Origin of the sequence: Cohnella hashimotonis, assembly GCF_030014955.1 — a bacterium.
Lineage (GTDB): Bacteria > Bacillota > Bacilli > Paenibacillales > Paenibacillaceae > Cohnella > Cohnella hashimotonis.
Window position 1 is genome coordinate 2,155,041 of record NZ_JAGRPV010000001.1, and the last position, 12,968, is coordinate 2,168,008.

Annotated in this window: 11 protein-coding genes; 7 read left to right on the top strand and 4 right to left on the bottom strand. The window is 58.5% G+C overall.

The features are described 5' to 3' along the window. Positions 1 to 12: 12 nt before the first annotated feature. The 3 genes from KB449_RS08520 to KB449_RS08530 form a co-directional block, all read right to left on the bottom strand. Entirely contained in the window at positions 13 to 969 is a 957-nt protein-coding gene (locus KB449_RS08520; RefSeq protein WP_282907962.1) for an ABC transporter permease, read from the bottom strand. After that, entirely contained in the window at positions 941 to 2,611 is a 1,671-nt protein-coding gene (locus tag KB449_RS08525; protein WP_282907963.1) for a polysaccharide deacetylase family protein, read from the bottom strand. Before KB449_RS08525 ends, KB449_RS08520 begins: the two co-directional genes overlap by 29 nt. Positions 2,612 to 2,905: 294 nt before the next feature. Further along, positions 2,906 to 4,306 carry an extracellular solute-binding protein gene (locus KB449_RS08530; RefSeq protein WP_282907964.1) on the bottom strand — a complete coding sequence of 467 codons (1,401 nt, stop codon included), beginning with the start codon at positions 4,304 to 4,306 and terminating at the stop codon, positions 2,906 to 2,908. Between the two features lie 190 nt (positions 4,307 to 4,496). On the opposite strand from KB449_RS08530, the gene KB449_RS08535 reads away from it, so the two are divergent. From KB449_RS08535 to KB449_RS08545, 3 genes are all read left to right on the top strand, one after another. Next, positions 4,497 to 5,366 (top strand): dihydrodipicolinate synthase family protein, encoded by an 870-nt coding sequence (locus KB449_RS08535; RefSeq protein WP_282907965.1) that lies wholly within the window; start codon positions 4,497 to 4,499, stop codon positions 5,364 to 5,366. 35 nt (positions 5,367 to 5,401) lie between these two features. Then, positions 5,402 to 6,058, top strand: a complete 657-nt coding sequence (locus tag KB449_RS08540; RefSeq protein WP_282907966.1) for a cyclase family protein — start codon at positions 5,402 to 5,404, stop codon at positions 6,056 to 6,058. Between the two features lie 89 nt (positions 6,059 to 6,147). Next, positions 6,148 to 7,572, top strand: coding sequence for a N,N-dimethylformamidase beta subunit family domain-containing protein (locus KB449_RS08545; protein WP_282907967.1), 1,425 nt, complete (start codon positions 6,148 to 6,150; stop codon positions 7,570 to 7,572). Between the two features lie 18 nt (positions 7,573 to 7,590). Here KB449_RS08545 and KB449_RS08550 read toward each other — a convergent pair whose 3' ends face one another. After that, a complete protein-coding gene (locus KB449_RS08550) occupies positions 7,591 to 8,376 on the bottom strand; it encodes an IclR family transcriptional regulator (RefSeq protein WP_282907968.1) in 786 nt (261 codons plus the stop codon). A 201-nt stretch (positions 8,377 to 8,577) separates the two neighbouring features. Between KB449_RS08550 and KB449_RS08555 the strand changes: the two genes are divergently transcribed. From KB449_RS08555 to KB449_RS08570, 4 genes are read left to right on the top strand one after another with little or no spacing between them, the layout of a single operon-like run. After that, the gene (locus KB449_RS08555; protein WP_282907969.1) at positions 8,578 to 10,458 is read left to right on the top strand and encodes a beta-N-acetylhexosaminidase; all 1,881 of its coding nucleotides are present in this window, start codon (positions 8,578 to 8,580) and stop codon (positions 10,456 to 10,458) included. Positions 10,459 to 10,487: 29 nt separating this feature from the next. Further along, positions 10,488 to 11,786 carry a M20 family metallopeptidase gene (locus KB449_RS08560; RefSeq protein ID WP_282907970.1) on the top strand — a complete coding sequence of 433 codons (1,299 nt, stop codon included), beginning with the start codon at positions 10,488 to 10,490 and terminating at the stop codon, positions 11,784 to 11,786. Between the two features lie 37 nt (positions 11,787 to 11,823). After that, a complete protein-coding gene (locus tag KB449_RS08565; protein WP_282907971.1) occupies positions 11,824 to 12,198 on the top strand; it encodes a Rid family detoxifying hydrolase in 375 nt (124 codons plus the stop codon). Between the two features lie 19 nt (positions 12,199 to 12,217). Beyond that, positions 12,218 to 12,967 (top strand): SDR family NAD(P)-dependent oxidoreductase, encoded by a 750-nt coding sequence (locus tag KB449_RS08570; RefSeq protein ID WP_282907972.1) that lies wholly within the window; start codon positions 12,218 to 12,220, stop codon positions 12,965 to 12,967. The last annotated feature ends 1 nt before the right edge of the window (position 12,968 follow it).

Genomic DNA, 12,968 nt, shown 5'->3' on the forward strand with positions numbered 1-12,968 from the left:
TCATGGAATCGATTAGAATAACCCGTCATTGCCGGACTTTTTGATGATCCGGTTGGCCGTGAGAACGAGCACAAGTCCGACAACGCCCTTGAACAAGCCGACGGCGGTGCTGAAGCTGAAATCGCCCTGTTTGATGCCTTTCGTGTACACGTAAGTGTCCAGCACTTCGCCGATGTCCCGATTAAACGGGTTAAGCATCAGAAAGATTTGTTCGAAGCCGGTGTCCAGAACCGTGCCGAGACGAAGAATAAGCAGAATCGCAATCGTCGAGCCGATGGAGGGCACGATAATATGCCAGATCCTTTTCCAGCGATTGGCGCCGTCGACGATCGCGGCTTCGAGCAGCTCGTGATTGATGGAGGCGAGCGCCGCCAGAAAGATAATCGTCGACCAGCCGGTTTCCTTCCAGATGAGCTCGATGATGACGATCGGTACGAACAGATGCGGATTGGTCATGAAGGATATCCAATCGTAGCCGAAGTACTGGAGTAGTTGATTGATCAGGCCTTCGGGCTTTAGAAAGATCGTCGCGATGCTGACGATGACGACCCAGGAGAAGAAATGGGGCAAATAAATAATGGATTGGATGAGTCGTTTGGTTTTTTCGCGGGCAACCTCGTTTAACATGATCGCAAGCAGGATCGGTGCGGGAAACACGAATATGATTTGCATGAGGGAAATAAACAGCGTGTTACGAAGGATCCGAAGCACGTCGGTATCCTCGAAGATTCGTTTGAAATTGCTCAAGCCGACCCAATCGCTCGCCCACATGCCCTTGAAGGGGTTGTAATCTTGAAACGCGATCACGTTGCCGAATACGGGAATGATCTTGAACAAGAGGAAATAGAGCAAGCCCGGCAGGAGAAGAATGAAAATGTAGCGGTCTCTCCAGCTTTTTTTGAGCAGCGTTCGAAAATAAGTTCTGGGTCGACGGCTACCATCAGCGGCCATTTCCGACGGCATTTTCATCTATCCTTTCCTGGATGATGTATTTCCGGCAGCGCACGCCAAACTTCGTTTCGTATATTCCGTCCGGGGAAAGCGCGTCATCCGCCGCGGGAACGTATACGACCGCCGATTGCGGAAGCGGGGCGCCTTCGGGAATCGGCTTCCCCGATTCGTCGAACCCGGCGAGGTCGACCTTTCTTCGCGCTCTTTCCCATTCGTTCACTTGATCGATCGTCCACAAAGCGTAACCGCGTTTTTTGGCGCCGGCCACGACTTCGCGCACGGCTTGTCTGACCGCTTCGAAGCTGTAGATATGGGCCTGGTGAAAAAGGAAATGCGCGACGCCTTCCGTTTCTCCTATAATGTCCAAAAAAGGATCGACGAGACTGGAATCGTACAATTGGGGGTGGTTCAGGTCCTGACTTAAAAACCCGATTTCCAGTACATCGTACAATCGGTTCCCCTCGCTGAAATCGCTGACCGGAAAGTAGGGATGACAAGTGCCGAAGAGGAGTCCGGTATTTCCCTTTTTGCTCGGCCCGCGGGTTTGATCGGATTCAATGCCGTTCGACTCGCACCAGCGGAACAACTCACCCCATCCTTCAAAGCGGGTGTAGTGGTTTTTGTTGGACGAGATCCGGTCGATGCCGGCCGCTCCCCTGAGCCACTCGCTCTGGCTGCGAAAGGCTTCTTCGCTCCAGATTCCGCCATCCATCTCCAAGGCATTATAATGAAGGCTTATATCGTGGCCGTCGGCCTTTACTTGCTCATAGATAGCCGGAGAATATCCCGGTTCAAGCATGCACCAGGTCGATCGAATGCCGACCTCCCGCAGCAGCTCCAGGGTCACGGTCGCATGCGCGTCCCGATTCAGGTCGCTGTCGTGGGAGATGGCGGTCACGGCCGGGATGCCCGCAGGCCAGTAACCAAGAAAGGGGAGCGTCTTTCCCTTCGACAGCGCGACTTCGATCAAATGCCGGACCATAGCCGCCCGCCACCAGTCGGCATAGGGGAAGGCAAAGTAGGGGATGCCCGTGGCGGTCTTCAGGCGGTCGAATTCCCAATCCAACGCGCAGCGGTCGTCCGCCTTCAACGTGTCGTCCTGGACGGGGATCGTTCCGTCGGGCGCCGATGCGCCGTCGTCGTATACAGGACTCGTGCCTTGCTGCAGGGCGACGATCGTGCCGACGATGTCGACCGACCAGCGCTCGAACGTTCCTTCGCCCCATGGGATGGAGAGCAGCGCCGGACCCGATTCGATGCCCGACGGGTTGCTCATGCGCAGCGCGCCGGACGCCTTGTGGCCGGGAACCTGACCGGCGAGCTTGCTCCAACCCGTCGCGGACAGAAAGCGAATCGGGGCAGGACCTTCGGGAAGGACGGCGTAGCCTGCGCCGAGCGGGCGTTCCTCGCAGTAGCCGAGCTTTTCCGCCATTCCTTTCAATCCCGCGTACGAGACGACGGTGCCTCCGTTTTTCACGTACGATTGCAGCTTGTCCCGATTGTCCGCGTTTTCGTCGAACAAGGCCGGAATCAGAATATCCGGCTGCCAGCCCAAGGCGTCTTCGAGCGAATCGAAGACGCGGAAGGGGAGGCGGAGACGGCCCAGCACTTCTTCGACATAACCTTCGAAGGAGTTGACGCCGTAACGTGCTTTTCGCATTCGAGTCGAGGCATCGCTTAAGATTGCTATTGTGCCCATTTCCACGTGCTGCCACTCCTTTGTGAATCAAAGCATTCGTCATTGATGGGAGACAACCTAACGTAAATGCGAGATCCATATTCTAATATTGGGATAGGTTTAGAACCAATTCCATTATATCACGAAGGAGTTGCCTGGCGTCAACAACGAAATGTCATCAAATTTCACCCCATCAAAAAAAGAAACCGCTTCATAAATAAACGGTTTCTTTGTAAACGCAAACACCTTACATATGGCGGAACACATATAAAACAGTCAAACCGGATCTTGCGTAAATAGATGCCGCAGTCTGTCGTTCAAACGCAAAATCGTCTCGGCCGGCGTTTCGAATCCCGCCCAGAACAGGTTCATCTCTTGAACGAGCGCATGCTCGAGGTTCGGATCGGGCAGCATCTCGTTCATGAAGTACAGCGGTTCCGAATTGGACGCCGTCAAGCCGAGCGCGCTGCGTTCGCGTTCCGTCCACACTTCCTCGTTTACCTTCGTATAGACGGACAGAAGCTTGGCTTCGCTTGCCATGCGCATCTGATAGTCGGCCCGCATCGCGAACTGGGCGAACTGCTTGGCCAGCGTCGGATTGCCGCTCGTCTGCGGAACCATCATGCCGTTGGCGATCGCGAGGTTGCCTTTTACGGCGTTCTTGCTTGCAGGCAGGGGGATAACGGTCACGGGGAATGCGGCGTTGTTCATGCTGGTCGTCAGCGTCGTCGTCAGGAACATGCCAAGGCGGCCTTCGTCGAACAGCTGGGCGAGAAGCTCCCAGTCGTTGACGGCCATCACCGGACTTACGCCGTCCCGATAGAGGAGCGATTGAACGAAGTCCAGAAAGCCGGCCAGCCCTTCGGTGTCCAGCATGCCGGACGGCTCCTTCCAGAACGGGTAGCTGTGCTTTCTGGCGAGTACCGGCCAGCGATACAGCGAAGAGGATAAGCCGAAGCCGTAGATGTCGTTCAGGCCGTCCCCGTTCGAATCCCTTGTCAGCGCTTTGGCCGTTTCGACGAACTGCGCCCAGCTCCATTCTTTTTGCGGAAGCTCCAGTCCGCTTTCTTCGAACAACTGCGGATTGCATGCCAGAAATACCGGCGAATAAGTGAGCGGGATGGCGTACTGCCCGTTCGGAAGGCCGAAAATTTCCATGAGCTTGTCCTGCGCGATCTCTTGCTCCAATTCAATCTCTTCCAGCGTCAAAAACTTGTCGAGCGGCAAACGCTGCATGTCGATGTCGCTCATGATGACGATGTCCGCGTTGACGCCGAAGCTGGACAAGTCCTGGAGGAAGTCCTCGTTGCTGACGCCCGTGCCGAACTGCCTGAACTCGACGTTCGGATATTGCGCTTTGAACATCTCGATCAGAATCGGCAGCGCCTTGTTCACGTAAGAGGAGTGCTGGGGACAAATGATGTTGATGACGCTCCCCGCATGCTTGCCGATGTCGAGCTCCTTGTTGACCATCGTGCCGCGGCCGACCATCTTGACCAACAGCCCCTCATTCGTAAGCAGCTCGAGCGCCTGCCGCAGCGAATTGCGGCTAATGTCGTATACCTGGCACAGCTCCTTCTCCGGAAGCAGGAATTGGCCCGGCTTCAGGTAGCCGGACAAAATCTCCGTCCGCAGCTTCCCCGCCAGCTCGATATATCGAAATTCCTTCTTAATCACAAAACCCCTCCATACGGTGGACGAACCAGAAATTAGCTTCCTATTATTATTATAACGCTTACGGCTATTTTGGTATAGGTTTGGTACAATTGTCGTTGACACTGTTCGAAAACGGGTGCTATAGTTGATTGCGTTCAGTTGCGTAAACGACTGTTTTGTATTTAGAAAATGAATTGTGGAGGAATGGGCCGTGAAAGGTAACATACCCGTCATACCGACGCCGTTCGAAAACGGCAAGATCGACTACGAAGGCTTCGAAAACTTGATTCGGCATACATCCGACTACGTGGAAGGCTATGTCATCGGCGGGAGCACAGGCGAATCTCCGGCGTTGTCCGCCGAAGAGCGCATCGAAATCGCCGAATTTTTCGGCAAGCGTCTGCCGGACAAGCATATCGTCATCGGCCTCGGACATACGAACCTGGAGGAAGCTTCGAGAATCGGCAAGGCGGCCGCGAATGCAGGCATCCGGACCGCGCTGGTGCCCAGTCCTTATTATTTCCCGAATTCGCTGGATATGGTGAAAGCCTATGTCGGCAGCCTGGCGGAGAAAACGGGACTGCAGATCGTTTTTTACGACAATCCGGTCACGACCAAGACGTTCTATACCGCGCAGCAATTGATAGAGCTGGCAGCCGCCGTTCCGGCGATCAAGGCGGTCAAGATGACCGACCATAATATGGGCAAGATCAGGTCTCTCAAGAAAAATACCGAGCTTGCCGTATTCGGCGGAGACGATATCATCGCCTATCGCGCGATCGAAGCCGGAGTCGACGGAAATATGATTATCGCGCCGATCATCTTCCCGAAGGAATTCAAGGAGAGCTGGGATTTGCACCGGGCCGGCAAGCGCGAAGAGAGCTTCGCTCTTTTCTCCAAGGCGATTCTGCCGTTCATCCATATGTTCGGTCCCGGGGACGAGATACCGACGACCAAAGCGCTTTACAAGCATCTCGGGCTGTTCAAGAGCGCCGAGACGCGGCTTCCGCTGCTCCCGTCCGACGAACATCGCGTAAGCGAGACGCTGCTGGGCTATCGATTCGGCTTGTCCCAAATCTAAGCGCGGTCGATGCCTAACGGGACGGAGGAACTTGCATGAAGAAGTGGCTGGATTTGACGGGCAGGCTGGAAAACGGCATGTGGAACTACGGCGCTCCGTTCCCCGAGATTGCCGTGGAAAAGGTGGCGAATGTCGCCGAGGACGGCTATGAAGGTCACGCCTTTCGCCTTCATTCCCTGGCGGGAACGTATCTGGAGACGGCGAATCATCTGTTCGCCGACCGGGAGTTGCTGGGCGACGTCGGCCTCGATCGCCTCACGATGAGAGCTTGGGTCGCGCAGCTGCCCGACAAACGGCCGTACGACACGATTGCGGCCGCCGAGCTGGAGCGGGCTGTCGGTTCGGCGCTGGAGCCGGGCGACGCGCTGCTGATCGCGACAGGCTGGGATTCGCGCTGGAACCGTCCCGGCTACACGGAGTCGAGTCCTTATTTCGAACCCGAGGCGATGGACTGGATTATCGGTCGCGACGTCGGCTTGCTCGGCATGGATATCACGACCATCGAAGATCCGCGCAAGCCCGGCGGGGAGATGCCCATGCTGAAGCGCTACTATGCCAAGGACCGTCTGATGGCCGCGCCTCTCGTCCGACTGAGGGAAGCGGGCGAGGGACCATGGACGCTTACGGTGCTGCCGCTTAACATACCGGATGTCTGCGCAGCCCCGTGCCGGGCGATTCTGTTCCGGCCGTAGCGGCGATTGCAGGAAACGTTCGAAGCGGGGGCTCTTTCTTATTGGATCGCGGGTCGAGAGGTCGCCGAGAATGCGAGGGAGGGCGCTGGATGAGCAACGCTACCGTGAAAGAGAATGAGCTCGAAGGCACGCTGGATTGGCAAGTGACCCGATACATCCACGAATATCCGGAGACGACGATCGGTATGGTGCATCCGCTGACCCGGGGGCTGCGGTCTCCGGCCATCGAAGGATTTGCCTCGGCCGCCAGCGTATACCCCGGGGAGCGGATCGACTTCATGGTCAGCTTGAACCCGGCTGGCGCCTATACGATCGATATTTATCGGCTGGGCTATTACGGGGGCAAGGGCGGCCGGCACGTTCGGCAGCTCGGACCGCTGGGCGGATCGCCGCAGCCGATGCCGATGGAGACGATCGAGCGGCTTCGGGAATGCGAGTGGGAGACCGGAGCGTCGCTCGTCGTTCCGGACGATTGGCCGAGCGGCGTCTATCTGGCCAAGCTGTCGAGAGAAGAACCTCAGCGGGCCCAAAGCTATATCATCTTCGTGGTGAAGCGAAGAGGACCCGCGGACATCGTCGTTCAAGTGAGCGATCTTACCTGGCAAGCGTACAACAAATGGCCGGGGATCAATTCGCTATACGACGACGGCACGCCGTATCCGTGGTATCAAGGGCCGAACGTGCGCGTGAGCTTTAACCGTCCCTATTCGAAATACTGCCAAATCGTGGACTCGCCGATGTCCTGCGGATCGGGACAATTTCTGCTATGGGAATTCCCGCTTGCGCATTGGCTCGAGGCGGAAGGCTACGACGTGGCTTATTGCTCGAACGTGGATTTGCACGAGGAATCCGATTGGGCCGGAAAATGCCGGGTATTCGTCTCCGTCGGGCATGACGAATACTGGACCCGCCGGATGTACGACAACGCCGCGGCCGCGCGGGACGAAGGCGTCAGTCTGCTGTTTCTGTCCGGCAACGCCTTATGTCACGAGATCGTGACTTACGGAGAAGAAGGCAAGCCGTTTCGTTCCTTCGCCAGGCACAAGAGATTTTACGACGAGCACAAGCTGATGGGTTCTTCGACGTTCGGCTCGGCCTACGGCGACTGGACGGTCGCGCGGCCGGAGCATTGGATGTTCGAAGGCACGGGGATGAAGAAGGGAGACGCGATCCCGGGCCTGGTCGGCTGGGAGTACCATGGGGCGCCGTTCAAGGAGATCGAAGGGCTCGAGGTCGTAGCGGAGAGCCGCCTGTTCCGTATACCGGAGCCGGACGACGACAAGCTTGTGAAGCCGGAGCACGGCATTCACGGCGCGGTCATCTATCCGGGGCCCCGGGGCAACTGGGTATTCAATGCGGGAACGATCTGGTGGGCGAACGGGCTCAGCAGCCCGCCGGGCCACATCCCGGCATCGGGGACCTTCGGCCGGACGCAAGGGGTGGACGCCAGGGTTCAGACGATCACCCGCAATCTGCTGTCCGAATGTCTGAAGGGCAAGGAAAAGTCCGAGTAATCGTCAAGTAAGCCGGCGCTAGCGAGGGCGCTCTTGCTTTTCGTCGGAATAGCCGAGCTTGGCGGATATGGCCGACGCTTTTTCTTGAAGGAGCTTGCCGTACGCGTCGAAGGAGATGCTCGGCAGCTCGCTTCTCAGCGCGGTGATCCCGATCGCGCCCGCCGTTTTCCCGCTGTGGTCGAAGATCGGCGCGGCGATGCAGCGGATGCCGGCTTCGCCTTCCTCGTCCTCGATGGCATAGCCTTTCTCCCGCACGCTGGCGAGAAACGACTTGAAGACTGCAGGCGAGGTCATCGTATGCTCCGTTGTTTTGGGCAAGCCGTGCAGCGCGATGGCATGCGTCAGCCGCTCGTCGGTCATAAAGGCGGCAAGCGCCTTGCCTACGCCCGAGTTATGGAGCAGCTGGGTTTGTCCGATCTGCGTGGAAAATTGGACGAAGCCGGGTCCGTTTACTTTATCGATGTAGCGCGCTTTGTCGTTTTCCAGAATGGCCAGGTGGACGGTGAACTTCAGTTGCTGCGCGATCGCTTCCATCTCGGGCCTGGCCGCCTGGCGGATGTCGAGCTTGGACAGTCTCTCCATGCCGACGTTGTAGAGCTTCAGGGTCAATTGATATTTGCCGGCATCGGCCCTCGCGACATAGCCGAGGTTCTCGAGCTCGCTCAGGATCGTAAAGATCGAGGACTTCGGCAATCCGCTGCGCTCGTAAATATCCGTAATGCCGAGCGCATCTCTGGAGGCCGCCAGCATCTCGATAATCGCCATTCCTTTCGCCAAAGCCGGAACGCTATACTTGTTTTTCATACGCAACACCTTTTCAATATACTGAAAAATTGATTCAAATCATTAAAGCATATTTTGCAAACGGCCGCAATATACGGAACTCTTTTCATAAAATTGATTCTTTAGACCTAGCGATTTGATCTGCTTTATGTATTGAACAGTATCGAAATTCAATTCGTCGTCTGAGTTTTTATCTATCTGAAAAAGTTGGGGTGTTTTGGAGTGGAATTTAAATTTACCGGAGACCTGGAAGGACTGGAAGCGGGACTTCGCGAGCTCGCCGCCGAAGCGGGCGTTACGCTGTCGGCCGAAGGAAGAGCGGTCGAAGTGGTGCGCCATGCCGAAAATCGCATTGTCGTGGAGGCCAAGGAAGGCGCCCTGCGAATCGCGTTCGGGCGGAAAATTCATTTCTTCCGTGCGGTCGGCCTGCTCGTCGCGGGGCTTCGCGAGAACGGCGAGTTCCGCGTCGAAGAGGTGCCTCAGTTCGATATGAACGGCCCGATGTTCGACGTCTCCCAGGGCGGAGCGGTCATCCGTACCGCATCCATAAAGGCATTCCTGCGCAAAATGGCGCTCATGGGCCTCGACATGATCATGCTGTACGCCGAGGACAGCTTCGACGTGGCCGAGCAGCCGTACTTCGGCTATATGAGAGGACGCTACACGCAGGAAGAGATCAAGGAAATGGACGATTACGCAGATCTGTTCGGCATCGAGATGATTCCCTGCATTCAGACGCTCAGCCACCTGGCGGACGTGCTCAAATGGAACGCCTTCGCCGATATCCGGGACGACCATGAGACGATGCTGGTCGGCTACGATCGCACGTATGAATTCATTGAACAGATGATCGTGGCGGCTGCGGCTCCCGTCCGGACGAAGCGCATCCATATCGGGATGGACGAGGCCTGGAAGCTCGGACTCGGCAACTATTTGTTGAAGAACGGTCTGCGGTCCAAGTTCGACATTATGAACGACCACCTCAAGCGAGTCATGGAGATCGTCGAGCGCCACGGCCTCGTGCCGATGATGTGGAGCGACATGTACTTCCGCGCCGGCTCGGAAACGGGCGACTATTACGACGTCGACGGCGTCATCTCCGACGAGGTCATCGCCGGCATGCCGAAAAACATGCAATACGTCTATTGGGACTATTACCACTACGATGAGGCGTTCTATGCCGACTTCGTCCAACGGCACAAGCGCTTCGGCTCGACCCCGATCTTCGCGGGCGGCATCTGGAACTGGAAGGGCTTCGTCCTGAACTACGGCGCGACGTTCGATTCGACCAATGCGGCGCTGAACGTGTGCAAGCGCGAGGGCGTGCGGGAAGTGATCGCCACGCTGTGGGGCGACGACGGCACCGAATGCGACTGGTTCTCCGCGCTGCTCGGCCTGCAGCTGTTCGCGGAGCACGGCTATGCGGCCGAGCTCGACGAGGACAAGCTCCGCCGGCGCTTCCATTACTGCACGGGCGCGCACATGGACGACTTCATGGCGATCAAGAACATCGACGAACCGCCGGGCATTAAGCCGGGCAACCTGGAGACTTACAACCCTTCGCGTTATATGCTCTGGCAAAACGTCATGATGGGCCTGTTCGACGCCAATATTCGCGGGCTGGAGGTCGCGGAACACTACGCCGGCCTGGAGAAGGAGATGGCGCTGTACAAAACCCGCAACGGGGAGTACGGCTTCGTGTTCGAGGTGCTGGAACGGCTGTGCGCCGTGCTCGCGCTCAAGGCGGACGCCGGCATCCGAATCGCGGACGCTTATCTGGCAGGGGACAAGGCCGCGCTGTCGCGTATGGCGCAGGAGACGCTGCCGGAGATCCGGACGCGCGTGGAGAAGCTTCGGGATTATCATATCGAGCGCTGGCATATCGTCAACAAGGCGTTCGGCTGGGATATCATCGACCTGCGCTACGGCGGATTGCTCACCAGCCTGTCCACGGCGATCGCGCGTATCGCTTCGTACGTGGAGGGCCGCACCGATCGCCTCGAAGAACTCGAAGAGCAGCGATTGCCGTTCCAGAGCCAGGAAGGCCTCGTGGATTGTTATCTGTACAAGCATATGCCGACGCCGAGCCGCATCTCTCAATAAGGCCGCGTCCGGGAAGGAAGGCGACAGCTATGAACGGGAACGAACGGCTGCAGGCGTCGATCCGGCAGTGGATCGCGTCCAACCGCGACCGGATGACCGACCTGATATCCGAGCTTGTTCGGCACGATACGGTGAACCGGGTCGTCGACGGGACGGAGCGGGAATGCCAGCTTACGCTCCATGCCAGACTGCGGGAGCTCGGCCTGGAGTCGGAGCTTTACAGCCCCGAGGAGATACCCGGCTTCCGCCAGCATCCCGCTTATTATCCGGGCAAGGACTACAGCGGCAGGCCGAACGTCAGCGCGGTATGGAAGGGGAAGGGCGGCGGACGTTCGCTGCTCTTCTCCAGCCATATCGACACGGCGGCCGTCGCGCCGGGCTGGGAGACCGATCCGCATGCGCCGTACGTCGACGGCGGCAAGCTGTACGGACTGGGCGCCTACGATATGAAGGGCGGTCTCGTCGCCTCGATCATGGCGGTGCGCTGCCTGAGAGAGCTTGGCATCGCGCTGCAAGGCGACGTCCGGATCGAGTCGGTCGTCGATGAGGAATTCGGCGGCGCGAACGGCACCGTAGCCGGGCGGGCGCGCGGCGACCATGCCGACGCCGTCATCATTCCGGAGCCGACGAATCTGGCGCTGTATGCGGCGACGCGGGGCGGCGCGCTATGGCGCGTCACCTTCCGGGGGACGACCGGGCTGTCGTTCAACGGCGAGGAAGTGCGGAATCCGGCCAACGATGCCGCGCGGTTTATCGTGTTCCTGGAGCAATACGAACGGAATCGTGCGCAGCGGCCGGGACCGGCTCCCTGGTACGCGGATTCGAAGGAGACGCTGCCGATTATCGTCACCCGACTGGAGGCGGGCGATATGCGCGCGCCCCTGTGCGACGTCGGCCCCGTCGAATGCCATGTCGATATTTGGGTCGAGTGTTATCCCGGCGTTGACGAGGACGGGCTGCGCGAGGAGCTGCTTGCCGGTTATCAGCGCTTCTGCGGCCGCAGCTACGAGCAAGGGCTGCAGAAGCCGGCGTTCGCCAGAATGATCCGCTTCCTGCCGGGCAGCGAGGTCGATCCCGGCTTCCCGCTGCTGCCGCTGTTGGCCGATGAGATCAAGGCGGCCACGGGGCGGCCGGCCGAAGTGACCGGCTCGCCGTTCGCCTGCGATGCCTTCGTATTCAACGCGTACAGCCCGTCGAAGGCGCTGATCCTCGGTCCTTCGGGCGGCAACGCGCACGCGCCGGGCGAGTTTGTCGAGCTGGACAGTCTCGACACGCTGACGGAAATTTATGCGAGAACGATCGTCCATTGGTGCGGACTGTCGTCGTAAATAACCGGCGTTCATTCATCGAGAAGGAGGAGAATGCGTGAGACAAGCAGTGAGCACAAATCATGCATCGATCGGCAGCGGTCCGTATTCCCAGGGCATCGCGGCCGGCAATATGCTGTTCGTATCGGGCCAGGGACCGCTGGATGCCGAAGGCGCGATCGTGCCTGGAGATATCGAAGCCGAGACGCGGCTGACGATGGACAATGTCAAGGCGATCGTCGAGGCCGGCGGCTTCACGATGGACGACGTCGTCAAGGTGAGCGTCTATCTGGCCAGCCTGGCGGATTTTAATCGCTTTAATGCGGTGTACGTGACGTACTTCAATGCGCCGTATCCGGCCCGGACCTGCGTCGAAGCCGGACTGGACGGCATCAAGGTCGAGATCGACGCGATCGTATGCAAGCAGAACTAAGGAGAGGAGCGGGCTGTCCATGCAACGGTTTGTAAATCGCACGGCGCTGGTCACGGGAGCGGGACAAGGCATCGGGTTCGCCATCGCGGAGCGATTCGCGGCCGAGGGGGCGCACGTTCTGCTGGCGGATATCAAGGAGTCGGTGTTGATCGAGGCGGAGGAGAAGCTGCTGGCGGCCGGTTATTCGGCTTCCCGGTACGTGCTCGACGTCTCGAGCCCGGAACAGGTGGACGAGATGGTCGGCCGGATGCTAGGGGAGCGGGGCGCGATCCATATTCTCGCCAACAATGCGGGCATCGCCTGGGAAGAGCCGTTCGTCGACATCAAGCCCGACAACTGGCGCCGCATGATCGATGTCAACCTGAACGGCATGTTCTACGTCGCGCAGCGCGTAGCGTGTCATATGAAGGAGCGGGGCGAAGGCGCCATCGTCAATATGGCTTCGACCAACGGTCTGGCCGGCGAGGCGAAGTATGCGCATTACAACGCCTCGAAGGGCGGCATCGTCCTGCTGACGAAGACGATGGCGATCGAACTGGGCGCCGCCGGCATTCGCGTGAACGCGGTTTGCCCCGGCTACATCCAGACGCCGATGTCGGAGGCGATCGACGATCCGGCTTTTGTCGAGAACTATATTAACAATCATATTCCGCTGGGCCGCGTCGGCAAGCCGAAGGATGTAGCCGGCGTATTTGCGTTCCTGGCGTCGGACGATGCCGCGTTCATTCACGGCGAATGCATCGTCGTGGACGGCGGACAGCTGGCCTGAC

What these genes read in the sequence shown, in the direction of transcription:
- KB449_RS08520 (WP_282907962.1), bottom strand. Translation starts at nt 969, where the DNA reads ATGAAAATGCCGTCGGAAATGGCCGCTGATGGTAGCCGTCGACCCAGA.
- KB449_RS08525 (WP_282907963.1), bottom strand. Translation starts at nt 2,611, where the DNA reads ATGCGAAAAGCACGTTACGGCGTCAACTCCTTCGAAGGTTATGTCGAA.
- KB449_RS08540 (WP_282907966.1), top strand. Translation starts at nt 5,402, where the DNA reads ATGAAGAAGTGGCTGGATTTGACGGGCAGGCTGGAAAACGGCATGTGG.
- KB449_RS08545 (WP_282907967.1), top strand. Translation starts at nt 6,148, where the DNA reads ATGAGCAACGCTACCGTGAAAGAGAATGAGCTCGAAGGCACGCTGGAT.
- KB449_RS08550 (WP_282907968.1), bottom strand. Translation starts at nt 8,376, where the DNA reads ATGAAAAACAAGTATAGCGTTCCGGCTTTGGCGAAAGGAATGGCGATT.
- KB449_RS08560 (WP_282907970.1), top strand. Translation starts at nt 10,488, where the DNA reads ATGAACGGGAACGAACGGCTGCAGGCGTCGATCCGGCAGTGGATCGCG.
- KB449_RS08570 (WP_282907972.1), top strand. Translation starts at nt 12,218, where the DNA reads ATGCAACGGTTTGTAAATCGCACGGCGCTGGTCACGGGAGCGGGACAA.